General features: G+C 66.4%; 13 protein-coding genes. 6 read left to right on the top strand and 7 right to left on the bottom strand.

The genetic code is table 11. From position 1 onward, the window contains the following. The first annotated feature begins 8 nt into the window (after window positions 1-8). Both SPMU_RS11040 and SPMU_RS11035 read left to right on the top strand, forming a co-directional pair. Entirely contained in the window at window positions 9-752 is a 744-nt protein-coding gene (locus tag SPMU_RS11040; protein ID WP_088334123.1) for an SDR family oxidoreductase, read from the top strand. A gap of 77 nt (window positions 753-829) precedes the next feature. Continuing rightward, complete coding sequence (locus SPMU_RS11035) at window positions 830-1,084, top strand: hypothetical protein (protein WP_088333927.1); 255 nt, start codon at window positions 830-832, stop codon at window positions 1,082-1,084. Window positions 1,085-1,209: 125 nt separating this feature from the next. Here SPMU_RS11035 and SPMU_RS11030 read toward each other — a convergent pair whose 3' ends face one another. The 3 genes from SPMU_RS11030 to SPMU_RS11020 all read right to left on the bottom strand — a co-directional run bounded on the left by SPMU_RS11030 (window position 1,210) and on the right by SPMU_RS11020 (window position 7,867). Further along, window positions 1,210-2,445, bottom strand: a complete 1,236-nt coding sequence (locus SPMU_RS11030; protein ID WP_169715692.1) for a serine hydrolase domain-containing protein — start codon at window positions 2,443-2,445, stop codon at window positions 1,210-1,212. A gap of 277 nt (window positions 2,446-2,722) precedes the next feature. Then, on the bottom strand, window positions 2,723-5,350 hold the full coding sequence (locus SPMU_RS11025; RefSeq protein ID WP_088333925.1) for a TonB-dependent receptor: 2,628 nt from the start codon (window positions 5,348-5,350) through the stop codon (window positions 2,723-2,725). A gap of 30 nt (window positions 5,351-5,380) precedes the next feature. After that, on the bottom strand, window positions 5,381-7,867 hold the full coding sequence (locus SPMU_RS11020) for a glycoside hydrolase family 3 protein (protein ID WP_342746445.1): 2,487 nt from the start codon (window positions 7,865-7,867) through the stop codon (window positions 5,381-5,383). 199 nt (window positions 7,868-8,066) lie between these two features. On the opposite strand from SPMU_RS11020, the gene SPMU_RS11015 reads away from it, so the two are divergent. After that, a complete protein-coding gene (locus SPMU_RS11015) occupies window positions 8,067-9,128 on the top strand; it encodes a LacI family DNA-binding transcriptional regulator (protein ID WP_088333923.1) in 1,062 nt (353 codons plus the stop codon). Window positions 9,129-9,598: 470 nt separating this feature from the next. On the opposite strand, the gene SPMU_RS11010 is transcribed toward SPMU_RS11015, so the two are convergent. Next, window positions 9,599-11,902, bottom strand: coding sequence for a putative bifunctional diguanylate cyclase/phosphodiesterase (locus tag SPMU_RS11010; RefSeq protein ID WP_169715691.1), 2,304 nt, complete (start codon window positions 11,900-11,902; stop codon window positions 9,599-9,601). Window positions 11,903-12,679: 777 nt separating this feature from the next. Then, on the bottom strand, window positions 12,680-13,441 hold the full coding sequence (locus tag SPMU_RS11005; protein WP_088333921.1) for a crotonase/enoyl-CoA hydratase family protein: 762 nt from the start codon (window positions 13,439-13,441) through the stop codon (window positions 12,680-12,682). A 195-nt stretch (window positions 13,442-13,636) separates the two neighbouring features. Here SPMU_RS11005 and SPMU_RS11000 point away from each other — a divergent pair, with 195 nt between their 5' ends. Continuing rightward, complete coding sequence (locus SPMU_RS11000) at window positions 13,637-14,044, top strand: hypothetical protein (protein ID WP_088333920.1); 408 nt, start codon at window positions 13,637-13,639, stop codon at window positions 14,042-14,044. Window positions 14,045-14,124: 80 nt separating this feature from the next. Here the strand turns inward: SPMU_RS11000 and SPMU_RS10995 are convergent, their stop codons facing one another. Continuing rightward, complete coding sequence (locus SPMU_RS10995) at window positions 14,125-15,621, bottom strand: globin-coupled sensor protein (RefSeq protein WP_088333919.1); 1,497 nt, start codon at window positions 15,619-15,621, stop codon at window positions 14,125-14,127. 845 nt (window positions 15,622-16,466) lie between these two features. On the opposite strand from SPMU_RS10995, the gene SPMU_RS10990 reads away from it, so the two are divergent. Together SPMU_RS10990 and SPMU_RS10985 are read left to right on the top strand one after the other, a co-directional pair. Next, on the top strand, window positions 16,467-17,513 hold the full coding sequence (locus SPMU_RS10990) for a S8 family serine peptidase (RefSeq protein ID WP_140418456.1): 1,047 nt from the start codon (window positions 16,467-16,469) through the stop codon (window positions 17,511-17,513). 63 nt (window positions 17,514-17,576) lie between these two features. After that, window positions 17,577-19,055, top strand: a complete 1,479-nt coding sequence (locus SPMU_RS10985; RefSeq protein ID WP_088333917.1) for a protein adenylyltransferase SelO — start codon at window positions 17,577-17,579, stop codon at window positions 19,053-19,055. 201 nt (window positions 19,056-19,256) lie between these two features. On the opposite strand, the gene SPMU_RS10980 is transcribed toward SPMU_RS10985, so the two are convergent. Further along, complete coding sequence (locus tag SPMU_RS10980) at window positions 19,257-22,271, bottom strand: PAS domain S-box protein (protein ID WP_211275775.1); 3,015 nt, start codon at window positions 22,269-22,271, stop codon at window positions 19,257-19,259. Between the last annotated feature and the right edge of the window lie 33 nt (window positions 22,272-22,304).

Genomic DNA, 22,304 nt, shown 5'->3' with positions numbered 1-22,304 from the left:
AGACGGGCGTGAGCGAGACGCAGCTGGCCGGCAAGACCGCGCTTGTGACTGGCGCTGGTGGCGGGCTGGGGCGCGAGATTGCGCGGTCGCTGGCGCAGGCGGGTGCGCATGTGTTGCTGCACGGACGCCAGGCGGCGCCGCCGGAGGCGCTAGCGGCGGAGATCGACCGGGCGGGCGGCACTTGTGCGGTCGTCGCGGCCGATCTGACGCGCGACGACGCGGCGGCGGCCTTTGCGGCGCGGGCGGAGCCGATCGACATCCTCGTCAACAACGCCGGCGGACGCGACCGGCGCCCGCTCGCCGAGCTTGATCGCGGCGCGGTACGGCGGCTGCTGGAGATCAATCTTGTTGCGCCGTTCGACCTGGCGCGGCAGCTCTCCGCCCGGATGCCGGCGGGGGGGCGGATCATCAACATCACCTCGATCGCCGGCCCGATCGCCCGGTCGGGCGATGCCGCTTACACGATGAGCAAAGGCGGGCTGGAGGCGCTGACCCGCGCGCTGGCCGCGGAACTGGGGCCGCGCGACATCACGGTGAATGCGGTGGCGCCCGGCTTTTTCGCAACGGACGCCAATGCCGCGATGGTGGCCGATCCGGCGATCGCCGACCATCTCGCGCGGCGCACGTCGCTTGGCCGCTGGGGGCAACCCGCGGAAATCGCCGGCGCGGTGCTGTTCTTCGCCTCGCCCGCCGCTTCCTATGTCACGGGACAGGTGCTGGCCGTGGACGGCGGCTATGTCGCGCATTTCTAGGCGCGCTCGCCTCGGCAGGCGCGTTTAGTGCAACTTGGCCGCTCGTTTGCGGGAAACGATAAGGTGCAAGAAGGGCAATGGCGAAACGCAAGCGGATGCTCCGGGCAACGATGGCCGACGGCTATGTCAAGACGATCGGCCCGACAGCGAGCGCGTTCACCCATTATTGGCGCATCGTCGCGCAGCTGACGGGCGGTCGCACCGAAGTCTTCTGGGGACACACCAAATCGCTGCGCGAGGCGACCGGCAAGCAAGCAGCGGCGGCGGAAGCTGCGCAACAGCGCGGATGGCACCGCTATGAATTCGAGGTTGTCGAGCTGGAAGAGCTTTAGGCTGCGGGCTTCAGGAATGGCTGCTGGGTTCGAGCGTTGCAGCAGGTCGGCAAAGCGAACGCTTGCGAAAGTAGGCTGACGATCGCTCGCCAGAACAAAAGAAAACGTGGTTGGCGCCTGAGGCTTCAGCGCGCCGGTGCGTCGGTCGCTTCCGGCAGCGCCTCGCACAAGGCACCGGTAGCGAGGGCGATGCGCGATTCCGGCGCGTCGCGGTTCGTCGGATTGTTCTGGACGCCGCGGGTCTCGGTGTTGAAGGCGAGGATGCTGCCCGCCCTCTTTGACGGGCAGAGGCTGAGATAGGCGCGGAAGCCGTTCTGGTCGCCGTTGTGGCCGACGAAGGTGAAGGGCGCATCTCCGCCGCCACCTTCGTCAAGGAAGAAGGAGAGGCCGCTCTTCGTGGTCTCGGCCATGCGGCCTTGGGTGAAATCCTCGCCGGCGGCGATCTGCGGAGTCCACATTTCTTGAAGCGAGGCGCGCTTCAGCACCAGATCATGCACCGCAGCCTGCGCTGGATCGCCGAGCAGAAAGGCGGCATAGCGCGCCATATCCGGCATTGGGGCGTTGAGGCCGCCGTTGGACACGGTGACGCCTGTATCGACATCGAACGGCGCCGCCACGCGCTTGCCATCGCGGATGGTATAGCTGTGCGCACGGTGCGGCAGCAGGTGCGGCGGGGTGCGATCGAAATAGCTGTCGTGCATGCCCAGCGGCTTCAGGATGTTCTTGTCGATATAGACTTCGTAATCTTCGCCGGAGAGCCGCTGGATCACCTGGCCGAGATAGACGATGCCGGGATTGGAATAGCTGAAGCGCGTGCCGGGGCGGAACTGAAGGCGGGTATAGGGGAGCATGGCGACGAGCTGCGACCAGCGCGCGGGCTCGAACGGCTGCCACGCCGCGTCGCGCCAGGGCCAGGTCGGGCCGCCATAGCCGGCACTGTGGCTCATGAGGTGACCAAGGGTGATCGGGCCGGCGTCCGGGAAGGGGTTGTGAACGGCCGAAAGCTCGGGGACGTATTTGGTGATCGGATCGTCCAGCGAGAGCAGGCCGCGGTCGCGCAACTGCATGATGGCGATGCCCGTCATCGTCTTAGTGATCGATGCCCAATGATAAATGGTGCGCGCGTCCACCGGCATGCGGGCTTCGGCTTCCTGGTAGCCGGCATGGTCAGCGACGATGGTGCTGCCATCGCGCAGGAAATAGAAACTGCTGCCGACGATCTTCCCGCGCGCCATCTCGCTGCGATGGATCTGGCGAAAGTTGGTGAGCGCTGCGTCGTAGTTCTGGCGGCTTTGCGCGTCGGCACGGATCGGCGTGGCGGCGATTGAGACCAGGAGCAACGCGGCAAGCTTCGCGGACACGCTAATTCCCCCATCAACAGCATGGCCTGCGGCCATACGCGGCGGAGATTGCGGCGGTGGGGGCCTGTTGTCGAGGGAGTTGGCTCGGAGGCCGGAGGCGAGAGCGCCAAGGCCGCGAGAAGCGCGAAGCGGGCCGCGCGATAGGTATGTCAGATAATACGCGAGCCGCCACCCGGGGCTGATCAGGGGAGAGGGGAGACCAGAGGGGGTGGCGGCCGCGATCCGGAGGATCACGGCGCCGGGCGCGGATGCGCTGGCGCCGTGACCCGCCAGAGCCTTAGAAGTTCACGCGCGCGCGGACGCCGTAGCTCTGCGCATCGTTCAGGAAGCGGATGTTGAGCGCCGAGCCGACCAGCGCCTTGGTGGACGCCTGCTGATCGGTGAAGTTCGATGCCCAAGCCTCCAGCCGGTAATTGCCGACCGTGTAGCCAATGCCGAGGTTCAGCGTGGTGTAGCCGACCTGACGATCGGGGAAGCCCGCCTGCAGCGCGTTCTGCCGCTCGCCGTCGAGGAAGACGATGTCCTTCTCGTTGAACTGCGAGAGGAAGTAGGATGAGCGATAGTTCAGCAGCGCCTGCCAATCGAGACGACCGGGACCAACGTCGAACCACTGCGCCAGCTTCACGCTGACATTGTACTTGGATGCGAGCGGCAGGCGGTTGCCCGTCAGGTCGATGAGGGGCGAAGCGCCGCCTTGATCAAAATCCTGCCCGCGCGCGTCAGCGACCGTGCCGCGCGTGATCTTCGTGTCCAGGAACGCGAAGTTGGTATCGAGCGAGAAATTGCCCGGGAAGTGGAAGCGCGCTTCGGCTTCCAAGCCGAAGATACGCGACGCACCGATATTACGGTTCACCAGCGAATAGCCGCTGCACTCGCCCCGCGTCTGATCGAAGTTGATGCAGGTCAGGTCCTGGAACACCTGGTCCTGGTAATCATAATAGAAGCCGGTGAGGTTCAGATACGCGCGGCGGCCGAACGCATTGAAGCTGTTGCGTGAGCCCGCCTCGAACACCGTCAGGCTTTCGGGGCTGAACGCCTCCGGAATCGGCGAGGTCTCGAACGTGTCGTTGAACCCGCCCGACTTATGCCCGGTCGATACCTTGGCATAAAGCATGTTGTTCGACGTCACGTCGAATTCCAGGCCGACGCGATAGTCGATGAAGTCGAACTTTGCCGAACCGAACTGCTGCCCCGGAATGGTCAGATTGGCAAAGCTGAAGCTGCCGTTCGCCGGGCAAGTGACAAAGCCGTTGTCGATGTCCGGACGGGTGAAGCACGTGCCGTTCGGGTTGCTGCCGTTGGCGATCGAGCCAACCTGGCGGATCAGCGTGTCGCGCGCGCCCGGCGTCTTGATGCCCTCGATCAGGAACTGGGCATATTGCTGCGGCGTGGTGAGGCCGGAGACGTTGAAGTTCGGGCGGTCGAGCAGCGCGGGGCGGAAGCCCTCCGTGCCCAGGCGCGTACTGACGCAGCAGGCGCCATCCGCACCACCCAGCGTCAGCGCCCAGTTGCCGCCGATGCCGTAGCGCGACTTCTTTTCTTCGGTGTAGCGGATCCCGCCGATCACGCGCAGGCGATCAGTAAAGTCATAGGTGCCATCGGCGAAGAAGGCGAAGCTCTCGCCATCAACGTCCGGCATGGTGAATTCGGTACCCGAGTAGCAGCAATAGCCGCGGTCAGCGACGGCCATGTAGCCGACCTGCTGCTTTTCCTTGAAGTAGAAGCCGCCCACGTTCCAGCGCAGAGACTGATCGGAGTCAGCGCTGGCGCGCAGCTCGTAGACCTGGCTCTGCGACTTGGTCTGCCAGAAGTTGTTCGAGAAGTTATCGAACTGCACCGTTGAATAGTCACGGCCGTTCCATGCGATGCTTTCGCTGCTCGCGTTGGACTGCATGAAGTCAACCGAGCGATAGCTGCCGGTCGCCTCGACCGCGAAGGTATCGAAGCGGTAGCCGATCTTGCCCTGTACGCCCCAGAGCTCGTTCTCCATATCGCCCTGCTGGCCGCGATAGACGACCTGGCGCAGATCAAGCTGCTCGGGGCGAAGACCGGTTGCCTGAACGGCGGCGAAGATGTTCGCGCCGGGATAGCCGGTGCCGGTTTCCCTGCCGTAATCACCGATCACCGAGAAGGAGAGGCGGTCGGTCGGCTCCCAGCGAAGCGACAAGCGGCCGGCGTAATTTTCTTCAAGGCCGGCGGGCTTCAGGCGGCTGGCCTGCGCGTCGGGCGACGCGTTCTTGAAGCCATAGTCCTTGTTCACATAGAAACCGGCGACGCGAGCAGCGAAATTGCTGCCGAGCGGCACGTTCAGCGCGCCTTCGGCGGCATAGCTGTCACGATTGCCATATTCGGCCTGCGCATAGCCGGCAACGCGGTCGAACGTCGGCTTGGCAGTGATGATGTTGAGCGTGCCGGCGAGCGCGTTGCGGCCGTACAGCGTGCCCTGCGGGCCCTTGTTCACCTCGACCCGCTCCAGATCGTAGAACATGAGGCCAAGGCCGCGCGGACGCGGGATGTAGGAGCCGTTGAGGTGCGGCGCGGCGCCCGGATCGCCAAGCTCGGTGTTGTTCGACGAGCCGACGCCGCGAATGAAGATCTCCACATTGCCTTCCTGGTTGGCAATGTTGAGGCCCGGCACGGCAACCGAGAGATTGCGCAGTTCGGTGATGCCGCTGCGGCGTAGATCCTCCGACGTGAACGCCTGAACGACACCCGAGACGTCCTGCAGATTCTGTTCGCGGCGGTTAGCGGTGACGACGATGTCGTTCGCCCCGTCCGTGGTCGCGGCGCCTGCCTCAGGCGTGGTCTGGTCCTGCTGCGGTGTTTCGATCACCTGCGCGAACGCAGGGAGCGCGGTGCCGGAGAGAAGCAGTGCGGCTAGTGGAAGATATGTGGTTCTGGTCATGATAACCCCCTGGGACTTTTTTGTTTTTTGTTAGTCGTTGTTCGGGCAAGCGGTGCCCGCGCCGTTCGCCTGAACCAGTCGCGCGCGCGACATGGTGATGTCGAGCGTGCCATCGGTTGTCAGTGAAAGTGGTGCCGTGATCTGGCGCATGTCCGCGCCGGCCTTGGCAAAGCAGGAGAGCGGGACCGCGACGGTGGTCCACTCGCCCTTGAGCGCGGCGCGCAGGGCGGCGGTGATCGGCACCTCGCCGGCGCAGCCCTGGCCGCACGCGACGCCTGCGCTGACGGGGCGGCTCGGCGCGCCATCCACCTTGAGGTCGATCTCCACGGCAAGCGCGCCATTGGTTTCGCGCATCAGGTCGACCGGCGCCGTATCGGTGATCGCCGCTACTGCCTTGCCGCGCCCGGTCCACACCAGCCGCACGCTGTCTTCCTGCGCGCGCCGGTCCGCGCCGCGCGCGGTGATGAGATCGGGGCCGGGATTGGGCGACAGCTCGCCCGGCGCGCCGATCAACAGACGGCGGCCGCCGCCCGGGCGCCCGGCGTTGAACAGGATCGTGGGATCGCCGCTCGCCTGCGATGCGCGCTGCTCTGGCAGGCGCGCCAGATCGCCGCGGTCCTTCAGCGTCAGGCCGAAACCATAAGGGAACAGCGGGTTGTAGTTCGCATCGCCGACGTTCACCGCTGTCTGATCCGACGTACGCGGCCAGCTATAAGGCAGCTTGCCGCGGAAATCGGCCTTGCCGAACAGGACGTCGGCCACGCCGCCGCCCTCGCTGCCGGGCAACCATGCCGCGACAAAGGCGTCGGACGCGTTGAGATAGGGGTTCACCCACATCGCGCGCCCCGACAGGAACACCGACACGGTGGGTACGCCGGCCGCCTTCAGCTTCTTCAGCAGCGCCAGATTGTCCTGCGCATCGTCAAAGCCGACATCGGCGCGATCGCCCTGGAACTCGGCGTAGGGATCTTCGCCGAACACCACGACCGCAACATCGGGCTTCTGCGTGAAGCGCCCATCCGCGGCGACATCAACCGTGGCACCGACGCCCTTGGCCACTTCGCGCATTCCTTCCGCGATCGTGTGGGCGTTGGGGAAGTCGGTCCGGCTGGTGCCGGTGCCCTGCCAGGTGAGCGTCCACCCGCCGGTCTGCTTGGTCAGATTGTCCGCGCCATCACCGGCCAGCAGGATGCGCGCGCCCGGCTTCAGCGGCAGGACGCTGCCGGCGTTCTTGAGGAGAACGAGCGACTGGCGCACGGCCTCGCGCGCGACCGCGCGGTGTTCGGCGCTGCCAAGGAGGTCGTACTTGCCGGCGAGCGGGCGCGAGGAGGGCTTGCCCGCCTCCATCAGCCCGGCGCGTACCTTCACGCGCAGGATGCGGCGCACCGCATCGTCGAGCACCGGCATCGGCAGGCGGCCGTCCTTGGCCTGCGCCAGCGTGTTCTGCCACAAGCCCTTCCAGCTATCGGGCGCCATTGCCATGTCGAGCCCGGCGGTGAACGTCTGGTAGCAATTGTCGGGCTTGCACTCGTCAACCTGGCCGTGGCCGTTCCAGTCGCCGACGAGGAAGCCGTCGAAGCCCCAGTGATCCTTGATCACCCCGCGCAGCAGCGAACGGTTGCCGTGCATCTTGGCGCCGTTCCAGCTGGAAAAGCTGACCATGATCGACTGCACGCCGGCCTCGATCGCCGGGACGTATGGCGCGGCGAACAGGCGGCGCAGCGTTGCCTCGTCGGTGCGTGTGTCGCCCTGGTCCTTGCCGCCGGCGGTGCCGCCGTCGCCCAGGAAATGCTTGGCGGTGGCGATGATGTGCCCGCCGCGCAGCCAGTCGGCATCGCCCACTTTGCCCTGGAGTCCCTCGATCAGCGGCCGGGCATAAGAGGTGGCGATTTCCGGATGCTCGCCAAAGCCCTCATAGGTGCGGCCCCAGCGATCGTCGCGCACCACGGCGAGCGTCGGCGCAAAGGTCCAGTCGAGGCCAGTCACGCGCATTTCGGTGGCGGTGACTTTGCCGATCCGGCGCATCAGCTCCGGGTTGCGCGCCGCACCAAGACCGATGTTGTGGGGGAAGAGCGTCGCGCCAACAACATTGTTGTGCCCGTGGACCGCGTCCGAACCCCAGATCACCGGGATGCGCGGCAGCTTGCCGTTACGGCGCATCGACGCAGCGTAGAAGGCATCCGCGGCAGCGACCCAGGCGGGCGCGGTGACGTGATGCCCTTGCCCCGGCTTTGAATTGCCACCGTTCAGCACCGAGCCGAGATGATAGCGATACACATCCTCGGGCGTGACGCTGGCGATATCCGCCTGCACGATCTGGCCGACCTTCTGCTCCAGCGACATGCGGCGGACCAGATCCTCCACCGTCTTTTCCACCGCGGCGTTACCAGTGGCGGGGAGGGCGGGCTTGGCCCAATCCGCAGGCTGAGCGGTAATCGACGCCTGGCTATTTTGCGTCTGCGCCTGGGCCATGGAGGCCGGGACCGCCGCGGCTACCGCAAGAACGGCATAACTCACGCAAGTCAGTCCAGTGATCAGCCTCGTCACACACCCACTCCCTGATTCATTCTCATTCTGACAGCGTTGTCTAATTCGGAATTGGCAACGTTGTCAATTTACCGCAACATGCCTAGCGCGCGTCGCCTCCGGGCGACTCGTGTGGCGCGGTGCGACGGGGCATCGTTCGCCGGCCCGTCGGAAGAATACAAAGGACAGGATGGAAGCGACAGCGAATCAGGGCGGACGGGCAACCATTACGGACGTGGCGAAACGATCCGGCACCTCGATCAAGACGGTGTCGCGGGTGTTCAACGACGAGCCGTTCGTGCGCGCCGAAACCAAGAAGCGCGTGCTGGAGGCGGCGGCAGCGCTGGATTACCATCCCAATATCGCCGCGCGCAGTCTGGTCCGCGGGCGATCCTTCCTGATCGGCCTGTTCTACGAAAATCCCAGCCCGAACTATGTCGTGGATCTGCAGACCGGCGCGCTTGACCGGCTGCGGGACGAGCGGTTCCGCCTGCTGCTGTTTCCCTGCCAGAGCGCGCGGGCGATGTCCGGCAAGCTGCTGCAGGTTGCGCGCACATCCGGGCTTGAAGGGATCGTGCTCGCCCCGCCCTTGGGCGATGATCCACGCACGGTGAAGGAGCTGCGCGAAGGACGAATGCCGTTCGTGCGGATCGCGCCGACCACCGCGCTTGACGCCTCGCCGATGGTGGGCATCGATGACGTTGAAGCCGCACGGGCGATGACGCAGCATCTGCTGGATCTCGGCCATCGCCGCATCGCCTTTGTGCAAGGCGATCCCGGCCACCCCTCGACCGGCCAGCGCCTGTCCGGTTTTCGCGCGGCGTTGACCGAGGCGGGGGTGTCGTTCGACGAGCGCTTGCTGGAAGAGGGGATGTACACGTTCGAATCCGGCCTTGCCGCCGGTCGCCGCCTGTTTGCCGACCGGATGCGCCCCACCGCCGTCTTTGCCGCCAATGACGACATGGCGGCCGGCATTGCGGTGGCGGCAAAGGAATATGGCCTAGACATTCCGGCCCATGTGTCGATCGCCGGCTTTGACGACAGCCTGATCTCGCGCGTCACGTGGCCGCAGCTGACGACCATTCACCAGCCGACCTATGACATGGCGCACGTCGCGACCGACGCGCTGCTTGCCCTGATCGAACGCCAGCCGCTCGACCGCGCCGTCGGGCTGCCGCATCGCCTGCTGGTACGCGGCTCCACGGGCAAGGCGCCATCGGGGGAGGCGGCAAACGCAGGATCGAGCGCGTAGCGGGAGCAATCGCGAGCGCCTGATCGGGTGAGGTCACTCCCTGGTTGGTGAAGACTCTGCGTTTAACCGCGCCGCAGAGCCAAGGGCCCTTGGCTTGGTCAGATGCAGGAGCGGGCCGCACCGGATCAGGATGCGGGGATGCCGGAGCGGACCAGACTTGCCGCGATGCACGGCATTGTTAGAAAGCGAGAAGGGCGTCACTCACTGCCTTCTTCGAGGCTTCAACGTGGGGCAGGAGCCGGCGCGCCGATTGGCTCGGGCGTTTTCTCCTTGGTCTGCTTGCTGCTTAGGCTGATGCCGATAAATGAGACGAGCCAGAGCAGGGCTGCAAGCACCCCGATGATGATCGCTGCCCGAGCGAGGCGTGAGTTGGATGGTCTGGCCATTCCGATCAAACGCAGGCGAGGCCGCTTCGGTCGCACCGCGAGTGGCGGTTTTTGCGCGTTACGCGCGCCGCAGCCGAGGGGGTCTTAGAAAAAGCGGTTGCGATAGCTTTGCATCGCGGCGCCGCCCCAATCGGCCGATCCGCACAGCCGGGCGACAGCCTCGCTGTCCCAATCCGCGAGGAAGGCGGCAACCTGTTCGGCCGCCATCGGCCGGCCAAAGAGATAACCCTGGCCGCTGTCGCAGCCCTTCACGATGAGGTGCGCGGCCTGGGTCGCGGTCTCCACCCCTTCGGCCACGGTGGTGATGCCGAGGCTGCGGGCCAGCTCGATCACCGCGCCGACAATCGCGGAATCGTCGCTGTCCACCATGGTGAGGCGGGACACGAAGGAGCGATCGATCTTGATCGTGTCGACGGGGAACTGTTTCAGATGAGTGAGGGAGGCATAGCCGGTGCCGAAATCGTCCAGCGCGATCTTGATGCCGGCGGCCGACAGCGTCTTCAGCGCGATGCTCACCTTTTCCGCGAGCTGGCCGAGGAAGACCGTTTCGGTGACCTCCAGTTCGAACATCGACGGCGGCAGATCGACGTCCGCCAGCCGCGTGAGAATACGGTCCGCGACATCGCCACGTCGGAAATCCTCTGGCGAGCCATTGATGGCGACGCGGCCGAAGGGCACGCCGCGATCGGCCCAGCGCGCCATATTGGTGATCGTGCGCTCCAGCATCCGGTCCGTGATCTGGACGGACGTGCCCGGATCCTCGAAGGCGGCGCTGATGGAAGCGGGTGAGCGCAAGCCTTGCTGCGGGTGGTGCCAGCGCAGCAGCGCCTCGAAGCCAAGCACCGCGCCGGACTTCAAGCAGATCTTGGGCTGATAGAAAGGGACGATCCAATCGGCCTGCAGCCCGGCGCGCGCATCGGACAGCATGTGCTTTTCGCGCTCGGCGGCGTCACGCAAGTCGCGTTTGAATTCGCGCAGGCCGCCGCGCGAATCGCGCTTCGCAGCGTAGAGCGCCAGGTCGGCGCTTTTGTGGATTTCATCGGCGGTGCTGCCATCCTGGAAGGCCGCAGCGAAACCGGCACTGAGGCTCACGTCGATATGCCTGCCCGCGTGCATCATCGGACTGGAGATCTGTGCCAAGAGATCGGCGATCTGGGCCATGCCCATGCCGCTGTCGCCCAGGCTGGGGATGATGATCGCGAATTCGTCGCCCGCGAGCCGTGCCGCCGTGGCGCCCGGCGGCGCGACCCGCTCCAGCCGCGCGGCCACTTCGCGCAGCAGGGCGTCGCCGGCGTCATGACCCAGACTGTCGTTGATGGTCTTGAACCGGTCCACGTCGAACACGATCAGGCCGACGCTGCCGCCGTTCTGCCGCGCGTCGGCCAGCGCCGCATCAAGCCGTTCGGCGAACAGCAGGCGGTTCGGCAGGCGCGTGAGCGAATCGTAATGCGCCGCCTGCCGCAATTCGTGCTCGTACCGTTTCTGCGCGGTCACGTCCTGTAGCGAGCCGACGAGGCGTGTGGCCCGGCCGTCCGGATCGCGCACCACGAAGCCGCGGCTGCGCATGGTGAGATAGTCGCCCGAGCCGGCGAGCACGCGGAATTCCTGCGTCCAATGCGTAAAGTTGCGGTCCTTGAGCGAGGCGGCGTCCACGCCGATGCGCGGGAGGTCTTCGGGATGGATGCGATCATACCACCATTGGCGGTTGGTGCCTGCCAGCGCCTCGGGATAGCCGAGCGTGAAGCCCACGGCGCTGCTCCATCCGATCTGGTCGCCATGGAGCGGCACGTCCCAGATTACGTCGCTCGTGGCCTGCGAGGCGAGACGATAGCGTTCGTCGCTGTCCCGTAGCGCAGCGACCAGTTCCGCCATCTCCGACCGGGCATCAAGTGCGGTGGTGAAGGCATTGTGGCTGGCCACCATCGCTCGCAGCACCACCACCGAAACCATGACGAACGTCAGCCCGACCCCGATCAGATAACCATCACCGGAGGCCAGCAACCGCACGGTGATCGGCATGGCGCCGAACACCAGCACGGAAAGTCCGGCGACCGGCAGTGCCTGTAGGCAGTAACAGCAGCTGATCGAGCCCACGAAGACGAACAGCGCGATCGCCGTGGTGCGGTTGGGCGGCGCCTCCCCGAGCAGCGTGAACCCCCATAGGCCAAACGCCACACTCAGGATGGCGGAAGCGATGATCGTACCGGTCAGGTAGCGGCGGATCTGATCGGGGCTGGGCGTCTTGAAGTTGCGGAACAGCCACAGGCCACCGCGCGCCATCACGCCCAACAAAAGCGCTGCCGGCATCCCTAGGCTGTGGGCCACAGGCACATCGCCGTATGTCGCCAGCCCTAGGAAAGTCGCGTTGATGATCAACAGCGCGTACATGAGCGGAATCTGCGTGCGAAGGCGCGCGAACTGCTGCCGCAACAAGGCGTCGGAGCTATTAACTACCTGCTTGAAGGGGCGAAGAAACATCAGGGCGATTCCGCAGGCACGATCACAGGAGGTAGGGCTGATCATGTTAACAAGCGGTGACTTGCTGCCCCTGTGCAAACACTGACCGGCCGGACAGAATTCTTCTGTTCTACCGACAGAGCCTGCCGATCGGCGGGCGGATCGTCGGCCGTGCAATCAATCATCTTTGCGCAATTGGGCGATGCGGTTGCTTCGCCGGCGCCCTCTACTCGCGCACGCGAGGTAAAGCGGGCGAGCGATGCGCGGGCCTTGCGCCCTCGCAATCTGCTACCTTGAACTAGTCTCGGCGAGACTTGTGCGCACATCCGCGCGGCGTAAGGGTGCCACCGCCCATCGCAGCTAAGTGCGGCGAGTGCCAGCATGACCGAAGACCGCCACGCTCCAGCTACCCAGGTAGTGGCCCTCTCCAGGAAACTTGCTGTTGAAGCTGGGGCCGTTCAGGCGCGGCGTCTTGCCGCGCGGGCTAAGCCATCGCCGGCGAGCGCCGCGTCGCCACGCAGAGCTGTCTGCGACGTCGTCACCGGAGCGGGCCGGCGACACTATCGCGGCCGTCGTTTTGCCCGCCACAAGCCACCCTGCGGCGATGCCGCAATCGGAGAAGGAAGCGGGTGGTGCCCGCCCCGCTGAGCGCCAGTCAGCGCAGGGCCGGATCAGCGATCGCGCGGGATAGCGCGGGCACCGGAGTGCTTACCTGCCGGTCCAGTTGGGCTTGCGCTTTTGGGCAAAGGCGGCGGCACCCTCGCGTGCGTCCGCGCTGGTGAAGACCGGGCCCATCAGCGCGCCCTGCTTGGCCCAGCGCTGGTCGATCGGCCAGGTGCGATATTCGCTGATGATCTGCTTGGACACCTGCACCGCGAGCGGGCCATTGGCGCTGATCGTCGCGGCTAGTTCGAGCGCGCCATCCAGCGCCGCGCCTTCGGTAACACGGTTGATGAGGCCAAGCTGATAGGCACGATCGGCATCGATGAAATCACCCGTGACGGCGAGCTCCAGGGCGATGCGTTGCGGGATCTGCTCGGGCAGGCGGATGAGCCCGCCGGCGCCCGCCACCAGCCCGCGCTTCGCCTCGGGGATGCCGAACTTCGCCTTGCTGTTCGCCACCACCATGTCGCAGGCGATCATCAGCTCCAGCCCGCCGGCGAGCGCATACCCATCGACCGCGGCGATCAGCGGCTTCTTTGGCGGCGCTTCTGTCAGCCCGCCAAATCCGCGACCGGGGACCGAGGGCGTTTCACCGCGCAGGAAGCCTTTCAGGTCCATGCCCGAACAGAAGGTCCCGCCCGCGCCGGTGATGATCGCGACGCGCAACCCGTCCTCCGAGTCGAGCCGGTCCATCGCCGCGGCGATTCCCTCCGCTGCGGCCTTCGTCATCGCGTTCTTCGCTTCGGGACGGTTGATAGTGACGATCAGGATGCCGTCCTGATCCCGCGTGAGAACTTCGTCAGTCATGGTCCTTCTCCCTCTTTGTTATCGCCGGCGGTTGCGCCGTGCGCTGCTGGGTTCCGGCTTTTTCGCGACGCGTCAATTGACGAAGGTGGCAGGAACGCTGCGGGTCGAGCCGCTGCGCGGGGCGGAACGGTCCGCCGCAACAGGTCGTTGACCGAAGAATAGGCGCTTGCGCGCAAGGAAGAAGGAGGCGTTTCCATGGCCAAGACTCTTTTCGCGGTGCTCGGCTCGGTGGCCCTGCTCGTGGGCTGCAACACCGCCGAGGAGCGCGCGGAGGACCAGCGCGAGGAGGCTGCAGAGGCAAGTGCGGCAGCCGCTGGCGCGGCCGTCGCGGCCCTGGGGCTCAGCGAAGCCCAGCTACTCGACGCCGATGTGGTGGACGCGAACGGTCGCGAGCTTGGCGAGGTGGAAGGCGTTACCCGCGGCGACGACGGGCAGGTCAATCACCTGAAGGTCCGGCTGGAGAACAGCAATCCCTCGCGCGTCGTTCAGGTGCCGGTCGCCAACCTGCAGCCGGTGAAACCGGGCGGGGAGACTGATCTGTCCACCACCCTGACGGCCGAACAGCTCGCTGCGCTGCCAGACGCCGACGCGGTGCAACACTGACGTCCAGCGGAGGGAGCACGTCCGCCGGCCATCCTTCGCTTGTCTGCCGCCCCTGTGCCGAAGCGTGGGGAGCGACCGCGTCAGGCGGCGAGCGCATCCGCTTCAGCCGGTGCGACCAGCGCGAAACGGTGGCCGCTAGCGGGAGGCGCCGCCTTCTGCCCGCCCGTGCCGCCGGCTTCGGTCCGGAATGCGCGCGCGAGATCGGAGAGCTGCACCACCTCCTGCGCAAGGTTGCGCGCTGCGGCGGAGGTTTCCTCCACCATCGCGGCATTCTGCTGCGTAGAGCGATCCATGGTGCCGACAGCGGCGGAGATTTCCCCGATTGCCGCCGACTGAGCGGTGTTGTCGCTGTTCATCGCGCCAAGCAGCACGTGCACCTCGCTGACGTCTTCGGAAATGTTGGCCAGCGCGCCGTCCACGCGCTGAACCATCTCCACAGCGGCGCCGATGTCGGTCTGGGTGGAGGTGAGCTGGTCACGCGCGCGCCCAGCCTCTTCCTCAGCACGCATCGCCAGCGCGGAAACGAGGTCGGCCACGACCGCAAACCCACGGCCTGCCTCACCGGCACGCCCCGCCTCGACCGCGGCGTTCATCGCCAGCACCCGCGTTTGGAAGGCGATCTTATCGAGCCCCTCGATGACGCTGTCGATGCCCTTGGCCGAGTGCGCCACCCGCGTCATCGCCTGCATCGCATCATCGGCGATGCTGCGGCCGCTGGATACGGTGGCGATCGCCTTGTCGGCGCGCACCACGGTGGCGCGCGACGCCTGTGAGCCGTTCTTCAGGCGATCGTCCATTTGCATCATCGCCGCCGAGGTCTGCTCCAGGCTGGCGGCGTTACCCTCCGTGCGGCGGGCGAGATCCTCAGACGCTTGGGCGATTTCATGCACACCGGCGTCGATCCGCCCGGCGCCGTCCGTCACCGCGACGATCATTTGGCGGATCTTGCCGAGGGCATCATTGTAGCTGTCTTCGAGCGTCGTGAAGCTCGACGGCATGCCATGAAGCTGGCGGGTGAGGTCGCCTGCGGCGAGCGCCGCGAGGGCGGTATCGAGCTGCGCCACCGCGGCCTCGCGGGAGGACTGCGCTTCTTCGAAATAGACCGACAGGGATAATTCCATGTCGAGCAGCGCCGCCTTTACCAGCGCGTTGGTGGCCGCATAGGTGGCGGCAGGCCGCCAGACGGAGATCAAGCGACGCCACCACGGCGTGCGTCGCGCCACGCCGGCGACCAGCTCCTCAATCACCAGCGCATAGCTGCCAACATACCAGCGCGGCTCTAGGCCGATCCGCGCATGGCTGGCGCCGATGCGACGGGTGCTCTGGAAGTAGTCGTTGTCGAACTGGGCGGCGGCGAGATGGGTCCAATGCTTTTCCTGCGCCGCCTTCGCCTTGGCCATATGGGCTGAGCTGCTGAAGAAATTGGCGGTGTCGGGCGTGCGCTGGGCACGGGAATAGAAACGGTCCAGCGCCTTGCTGATGGTGGCTCGGATGACGGGCTGCGTGCCCCGCAGCGCGGCGCGCTGGGCGGCATCGAATTCCATGAATTCCAGACGCGAGACGAGGGAGTCAGACATGCGACGCTCCAAACCGGGGGCAATCCTGCCCGGCTGCAAAGCCTTATTATAGGGTGGTTTCCCGCCAGGCGGCCGCAGCCGCCGATTGCCTGCGATCCAGCGGCGTGACCTTTGGAGATGTCGCGGTGTGGCACGCCCGCGCGGGTACGGGCGACGAGGATCAGATGGCGGCGAGGGCCTCTGGCCAGTTCACAGGGGCGGGAAGCTTCGGCTGTGCGACAGCTCGGCGGAGCGAGCCAGAACACCGCCTTGTTCTGCCATGTAGGGTTCCGCCAGGCAGGCCATCTCCGTCCCCGTCGTTTCCCTCCCGGCGCCGCTAGAAGGAGCGGCGTTATTGGCGGAGGTGTGCAGGGTCGGAGGGCCCTTCGTGCTGCAGCGTGTCGGGGCGGCGCGGCGCGCGCCGCAGCGGGATCTTTGCCTTCAGGCGTGAGAGGGTCATCTGTCAGCGATCCATTGCCGACCCCCGGCAGGCGAGAGACGACCAAGGTCGGCAAGCAGTACCGCACGATCGGCTTCGGCTGCCCGAGCGAGATGCTGGCTATCGTTGGCGAAGGCGCAGCGCGATATCCCGCGCGATCACGCTGCGGTTTGCGCCGCGCCAGCCAGGACGGCTGCCGTTCGCAATGTCGCTCCGAACGAAGTTGCGCGCGGCCAAGCCTACATCGAGCTAAGCTCGCAAGGCTGAATTTATGGGCGCGCCGCAAAGATCAAGCCGGCTGATCGCCAGCCATAAACGTAACATTTTGCCGCTCGCAAGAGAATGAAAGACGGCACTCTTTCAATGAGTTGCGGGCTTCTTACATCTGCCGCGACAGGTTCCCGCCTGATCCCTCTGGAGCTTTGACGTGCCTCACTTCCGTTCGTGGCGCCGCGCCGGTGCCTTGCTGCCGGCGGTTCTTTCCCTGGTGATCTGCCCGCTTCCCGCCGTCGCCGGTCCTGGTTCCCCCTTGGGAGTCGCCGAGCGCGGCACCACTGCAGAAACGCCTCCGCGCCGCAACAGCCTGGAAGCGCGGCTGAGCTGGGGTGTGACGGCGGCCGGCGCGGCGCGCGCGTATCGCAAGGGTGCGACCGGTCAGGGCGTGGTGGTGGCGATGATCGATACTGGCGTGTCCGCGGCCAAGCTCGACATGTTCAGCCACCTCTCGCCATATTCGACTGATCTGGTCGCGGACCGGCGTGCGGAGGGCGGCGACAGCGCGCATGGCGAGCAGGTTGCCTCGCTGCTGGCGGCGCGGGTCGACGGCGCTGGGACGTTCGGTATTGCTTATGGCGCCACCCTGCTGCCGATCCGCGCCGATCGGGATGGGTCGTGCCTGCGCGTCTGCGCCTTCGATCCCGAGGTGTTGGCCGAGGCGATCGATTATGCCGTGGATCGCGGCGCGCGCGTCATCGGACTGCCCGTGGCGGCACAGCGCCCGATCCGCGCGATCGAGCCGGCGCTGGAGCGCGCGGTGGCGAGCGGCGCGGTGATCGTGGCGGCCGCTGGCAATGACGGCGGTGACCAGCCGGTCTGGCCAGCGCGCTATGCCGCCGACCCCCGCTTTGGCGACGCAATGATCGTTGCCGGCGCCAGCACCCTGCGCGGCCGCGCCGCCGCCTGGACCAACAAGGCGGGCGGGACGGCAACGCGCTACCTCGTTGCGCCCGGTCACCAAGTGATCGTCGGCTGTACGACGCGCACTTGTCACCTGACCTCCGGCACGTCCTATTCCGTCGCTTATGCCGCCGGGGCGCTGGCTCTATTACTTAGCCGTGCGCCGGATCTCCCGGCCGGCGAAGCGGCGACGTTGCTGCTTGACCATGCCGATGATCTGGGCGCGCGCGGTGCCGATCGGGCAACGGGGCGCGGCAGGCTGGATGTGGATCGCGCGCTCCGGGCGCTGGGCCGCTGATCGGAAATCAGATACGCCGACAGCGACACGCAACTTCGCGGGAGGCGGGCGGTTCCCAGTGTCATGGCCATTGCATTCGACAACAGCTACGCCCGCCTGCCGGCGCGCTTCTTCGCCCCAGTACGGCCGCTCGAAAGCCCCGCGCCTGCGCTGATCCAGGTGAACGAGCCGCTCGCGGCGGAGCTGGGGATCGATGCCGACTGGCTGATGAGCCCGGCGGGGCTGGACATGCTTTCCGGCCGCGCGATTGCCGATGGGTCGGAGCCGATTGCGCAGGCTTATGCCGGGCATCAGTTCGGCAATTTTCAGCCGCAGCTTGGCGATGGGCGCGCGGTGCTGCTGGGGGAAGTGATCGACCGCGACGGCAAGCGCCGTGACATTCAGCTAAAGGGCGGTGGGCACACGCCTTTTTCACGCTCGGGCGATGGGCGCGCGGCGCTTGGCCCGGTGCTGCGCGAATATCTGGTGAGCGAATATATGGCCGCGCTGGGCGTGCCCACGACGCGCGCGCTGGCGGCGGTGACGACGGGCGAGACGATCATGCGCGAGATCATGCTGCCCGGCGCGATCATTGCCCGGGTCGCGTCCAGCCACATTAGGGTCGGCACCTTTCAGTTCTTTGCCGCACGCGGTGACGAGGAGGCGCTGCGGCTGCTGGCCGACCATGTCATCGAGCGGCACTATCCCGCTGCAAAGGCGGCGGAAAATCGCTACCGCGCGCTGCTGGAGGCAGTGATCGCGGCGCAGGCGGCGCTGGTCGGGCGGTGGCTCACCATCGGCTTCATCCATGGCGTGATGAACACGGACAATGTGTCGGTCGCGGGCGAAACGATCGATTACGGGCCGTGCGCCTTCATGGATCAGTACGATCCTGCCACCGTGTTCAGCTCGATCGATCGGGCGGGGCGCTATGCCTATGCCAACCAGCCGCGCATCGCCGCGTGGAACCTCGCCCGCTTCGCCGAAACGCTGCTGCCGTTGCTCGATGCCAACCAGGATGCGGCCGTGGAGCAGGCGCAATCGGCCTTGGCCGGCTTCGCGCCGGCCTTTGAGCTGGCCTATTTCGGCCGCCTTTCAACGAAGATCGGCCTGATCGGCCACGAACCCGAGGATCGCCCGCTGATCGAGGCGATCCTGAAGCTGATGACGGAGAACCAGGTCGATTTTACCCTGTTCTTCCGCCAGCTCGGCCAGGCAGCGGCGGCGGAAGATGGCAGCGGGGACGAGCCGGTGCGATCATTGTTCGTCGATCCGACCGCCTTTGACGGCTGGGCCCGCGACTGGCGCGCACGGCTGGCGCGAGACGGGCAGGACGCGACGAGCCGGCGGCAGGCGATGGATCGGGTGAACCCCGCATTCATCCCGCGCAACCATCAGGTGGAGGCGATGATCGCCGCCGCGGTGGAGCGCGACGATTTCGCGCCGTTCCACCGGATGCTCGACGTCCTCTCCCGACCCTATGAGGATCAGCCCGACGCCGCCGACCTCGCCGATCCGCCGCAACCGCACGAGCGGATCGCCGCGACCTTCTGCGGCACGTAAGGGGCGAGGGCCGGAGCATACAGCAGAAACGTTCGAGGTTGGTGGAAAGCGGAGATTGCCTCAGCGAGGAGCGGCCTGCCCACGCCTCCGCCAAAACACCTCCAGCGCTCACGTTCTATACAGAGCCCATCACGGCACAGAGCGGCTTGATAAGGACTCGGCGCACTCTTTGCCTCGCCGCGGCACTGGTCGTGGCGGGCGTTAGCTGCTGCTAGCAGCGATCGTCAGGCCGGCGGGCGCGGGTTCGGCGCCGGCGCCTAGAACGGCGTCCAGCGCGTCGATCAGTTCCTTGGCGCGGAAGGGCTTGGCGAGGCGGGGCAGGTCGGGGGCGACGCCTTCGACATCGGCATAGCCCGAGATGATCAGACACGGCAGGCCCGGGCGGATCAGGCGGGCGCGGCGCGCGAGCTGCGTGCCGTCCATGCCGGGCATCAAGTGATCGGTGACGAGCGCGGCCAGATCGGGCTGCTCGCCCAGCATCTGCAGCGCGGCGTCGCCTGAGGCGGCCTCGATCACGGTAAAGCCCGCTTCCTCCAGCATGTGCGCGGTTGCGGTGCGGACGGCTTCCTCGTCATCGACCAGCAGCGCCTTGCCGCGCCGGCCGCCATGCGGCGCCGGCTCTTCGGCGCCGGGCAGATGGGGATGCGCCGCTTCTGCCGCGGTGGGCAGCCACAGTTCGACGTTGGTGCCAACGCCGGGCTGGCTGAAGATGCGGATGCCGCCGCCCAACTGGCGGGCAAGGCCATGCACCATGGAGAGGCCAAGGCCAGTGCCCTTGCCCACACCCTTGGTGGAAAAGAACGGCTCGATCGCGCGCGCCAGCGTATCGGCGTCCATGCCGACGCCGGTATCGGCGACCGACACCATCACATAACGGCCCGGCTTCAGCTCGGCGGGCGATTCCACATCATCGGCCACCGTGCGCGGCGCGGCGGTGATGCGGATCGTGCCGCCTTCGGGCATCGCGTCGCGCGCGTTCACGGCAAGGTTCAGAAGCGCCATTTCGACCTGGTTATAATCAGCCCGTGCTGCCGGCAGATCCTCCGCGGCCTCGATCACGACCTTCACTTGTGGCCCGGTCGTGCTGGCCACCAGATCGCCCATACCCGTGACCAGCGCGCGCACGTCGATGGCAGTGGGCTGGAGCGGCTGGCGCCGCGCAAAGGCGAGCAGGCGCTGCACCAACGTGCGGGCGCGCTCCGCCGATTGCAGCGCGCCCGCCACCAACTGGCGCTCGCGCTCATTCCCGATCCCGCGGCGGACCAGCAGATCGAGCGAGCCGATGATCGGGGTGAGCAGATTGTTGAAATCATGCGCCACGCCCCCGGTCAGCTGGCCAAGTGCCTCCACTTTCTGCGCCTGGCGCAGCTGTTCCTCGGCCTCCGCCAGCCGTCGCTGCTCGGCGATCCGTTCGGTGACGTCATGCGAAATTTGGCAGGCGCCGACCTGCCGCCCGGCAGGATCACGCAGGACGTTGAAGTTGAGCTGAAAGCAGTGGCGCTTAAGAGCAGGATCGCCGAATTCCTCCTGGGTGGTGAATTCTTCGCCAGCCAGCGCGCGCGCCCATACGCGCCGCATGTGCTCGCGCTCTTCCGGCAAGTGATCGATCACCTCAAGCATCGAATCGCCTACCTTGGGCGTGATGCCATAGACGGTGTGAAACGCCTCAGCCGCCGCCTTGTTGATCGCCAGCCAGCGATACTCGCGATCGGCGACGAAGATGATCGCGGTGGTATTCTCCACCACGTCAGCGAGCAGCTTGCGCTCGGCTAACCCGTCGGCGACTCGGCGCTCCAGCGTCCGGTTCAGGTCGCGCAGTGCTTGCTCGGTCTTCTTGCGCTCGGTGATGTCGATGGCCGTGCCGATCACCCGCAGGCAGCGACCGTCGCTGAACACGCCGCGGCCCTTGGCCGCGATCCAGCGAACAATCCCGTCCTCCTTGCCGATCGTGCGATATTCCACGTCGTACACGGCGCGGCGCTCGGGATCGGCCGCCGCGGCATAAGCAGCCGCCGTCGCCGCCAGATCTTCCGGGTGAATGCCGCCATAGAAATCGTCCATGGTGTTCGGCACGCCGGACGATATCCCGAACATGGCCCTGACGCGCGCTTGCCAGAACAAGGTGTTGTTCACCTCGTCGACGTCCCACATCCCGATTTCGGCCGCGTCGATGGCGAGACGCAATTGCTCCTCGCTCGCGCGCAGGTTCGCCTCTGCCCCGACGCGCTCGATATGCGCCCAGGACCGTTCCGTGACCTGACGGATCAGCGACAGCTCGTCCTCGGTCCAGACGCGCGGCGCGGCATGGTGGATCGCCATCAGCGCGTGCAGCCGGCCGTTCTTCTTCAGCGGCATGCAAATGGTGGCGGCGATGCCGATATCCTGGAATGACTTGGCTTCCTCCGGCGCCAGTTCGGCTAGATTATCGTTGATAATCAGCGGCTCCCCAGCGCTGAGCCGCTCCACCGCAAGTTTGCCGAAATCGGCGAGGCGATACCGGCCGACGATCGAGGGAGAGCCGGGCGCGTGCCAATCGCCGCGGATGGTGAACCCGTCCTCGTCGGCGTCCATATCGGCGTAAGCGCAGTTGGACAGGCCAAGGTGAGCGCCCACCATGCAGGTGGTGACACGCAGCACGTCATCGGCATCGTGCAGGCTCGCGACCGCCTGGCCGAGCTCGTCCAGGAAGCGGTACAATTCCTTGCTGCGTTCCAGCCGCCGTTCCGCCACCACCCGCGCGGTGATGTCCATCACGATGGCAAGGCTGCCGATCGGCCGGCCTTCCTGATCGCGGATCGGCAGGAATTCGAGATCCATCCAGACCCGTTCGGGCCGGTCGTCACGCCGCAGCTCCAGCTCCTGCGCGTGGAAGCTCAGCGATTCGCCCGCCATGCCGGCGCGAATGACGCGTTCGTTGAAGGCGCGCACCTCCGGCCAGACGTCCAGAATGGCGGCCCCAAGCGCCGCCGGATGCCGCCGGCCACACATCGCGGCATAGCCATCGTTGTAGATGAGGATGCCCTCCAGCCCCCAGAGCACCGCCATCGCGACGGGTGAAGAAAGCACCGTCTGCACATTGGCCTTGAGCGCGGCCGGCCAGGTTTGGATAGGCCCGAGCGGCGTGGCGCTCCAATCCTTGCCGCGGATCAGCTCGCCCATGTCTCCCCCGCCGATCAGGCCAATCTGTTCGGGCGTGGGGACAACATGTTCTTCCATAAGGAAGATCACTAGCTGAATTCCCCTGGGCGG

Origin of the sequence: Sphingomonas mucosissima (genome assembly GCF_002197665.1) — a bacterium.
Lineage (GTDB): Bacteria > Pseudomonadota > Alphaproteobacteria > Sphingomonadales > Sphingomonadaceae > Sphingomonas > Sphingomonas mucosissima.
The sequence above is the reverse complement of the archived record's forward strand: the minus strand, read 5'-3'. Positions and strand labels throughout refer to the sequence as shown.